Raw genomic sequence first — 1,863 nt, 5'->3', positions numbered from 1 at the left:
CGGGCGGCCGACGGCGAACCCGGCCTGCGGCTCCTGCGACGACTCACGGTGTCACGCTGAGGTGTATACGCGCACCCGCCGGCGGGCACCGGGGACACCTCCCCCCGGCTCCGGCACGCCCTGGCCCGGTACATCCTCGATGAGCGGCGCGAGGACGGGCGCCCCCTCGACCCGGTCGCCCGGTTCCACCTGGGCAACGGAGCCGCCGCCTGGCAGCTCAACTGGCCCGCCGACACCTCGGAGCGGGCCTGGGAGCAGTCCTACGGCGCGATGATCAACTACCGCTACGAGCCCGGAGAGCTGGAACGGCGGCACGAGGACTTCGTACGCCACGGCCGGGTGGCCCGCGGCGGCCCACTGGGCGACACCTACGGCGCGGCGCCCGCATCCGGCCGCGCCCACGGCACGCCGGCCACCCGCCCCGGCACGCCGCACCCGCACGACACGAGAGGAACACCCCCGATGGCCCCCTGCCCGACCATCCACCGGTCCTTCGCCGCACAGGCGGCGCGGCGACCGGACGCGACGCTCTTCGAACTCCCCGGCGGCCGGCGCATCACCTACGGCGAGACCGGGCTGACCGTCCAGCGGATCGCCGCCCGGCTGGCCGCCGCCGGTCTCTCCCCCGGCGACCGGGTCGCCGCCCAGGTCGGCAAGTCCCCCGAGGCCGTGGCCCTGTACCTGGCGACGCTCCAGCTCGGCGGCGTCTTCCTGCCGCTCAACACCGCCTACACCGGTGCCGAGATGGACTACTTCCTCGACGACGCCGAGCCACGGGTCCTCGTCCTCGCCCCCGGCCGGGAGGAGCGGTACGCCGCCCGCCGCGCGGCCGGGCTCTCCGTGGAAACGCTCGGCACCGAAGGCGAGGGCACACTGCTGTCCGGCACGGAACGCCACGAGGCCGTCCACCCGGTGGCGGAGGGGGACCCGGCGGCCATCCTCTACACCTCCGGTACCACCGGACGTTCCAAGGGCGCGGTCCTCACCCACGGCAATCTGGCCTCCAACTGCGCGGCGCTGCTGGACGCCTGGGAGTACACCGCCGAGGACCGGCTGATCCACGCCCTGCCGATCTTCCACGTGCACGGTCTCTTCGTCGCCGTCAACATGACGCTGGTGGCCGGGGCCTCGATGTACTACCTGCCGTCCTTCGACGCCACGGCGATCACCGAACTGCTGCCCCGGGCCACCGTCCTCATGGGCGTCCCCACCTTCTACACCCGGCTGCTCAGGAGCGAAGGGCTCACCCGGGAGAGCTGTGCCGGGATGCGGCTGTTCGTCTCCGGCTCGGCACCGCTGCTCGCGAGCGACCACACGGCCTTCGAGGCCCGTACCGGCCACGCCATCGTGGAGCGCTACGGGATGACCGAGACCAACATGAACACCACCAACCCCCTCACCGGCGGCCCCCGCAAGCCCGGCACCGTCGGAAAGCCGCTGCCCGGCACCGAGGTGCGGGTGGTGGACGCCGCCACCGGCCGGAAGCTGCCGGACGGGGAGGTCGGCAGCATCGAGGTGCGCGGCCCCAACGTCTTCACCGGCTACTGGCGGATGCCGGAGAAGACGGCCGCCGAATTCCGGCCCGACGGCTTCTTCGTCACCGGGGACCTGGGCCGCTTCGACGAGGACGGCTATCTGAGCATCGTCGGGCGGGCGAAGGACCTGGTGATCTCCGGCGGCTACAACGTCTACCCCAAGGAGATCGAGGAACTGCTGGACGCCCACCCCAAGGTGGCCGAGTCCGCCGTCATCGGCGTACCGCATCCCGACTTCGGCGAGACGGTGGTCGCCGTCGTCGTCCCGGCGCCCGGGGAGGAGCCCGGCGAGAGGGAACTGCTGGAGGCCGTCGCCGGGGACCTCGCC

1 protein-coding gene and 1 pseudogene are annotated in these 1,863 nt (G+C 73.1%); both read left to right on the top strand.

What is annotated here, in order from left to right:
- Positions 1–117 precede the first annotated feature (117 nt).
- Positions 118–279, top strand: a pseudogene (locus ACFV5N_RS27510) (malonyl-CoA decarboxylase domain-containing protein); the annotation flags it as partial.
- A partial coding sequence (locus ACFV5N_RS27505; RefSeq protein WP_385605164.1) for an AMP-binding protein occupies positions 271–1,863 on the top strand: 1,593 nt, incomplete at its 3' end. The pseudogene ACFV5N_RS27510 and the gene ACFV5N_RS27505, both read left to right, overlap by 9 nt.

The organism is Streptomyces sp. NPDC059853 (assembly GCF_042731495.1).
GTDB lineage: Bacteria > Actinomycetota > Actinomycetes > Streptomycetales > Streptomycetaceae > Streptomyces.
The sequence above is the reverse complement of the archived record's forward strand: the minus strand, read 5'-3'. Positions and strand labels throughout refer to the sequence as shown.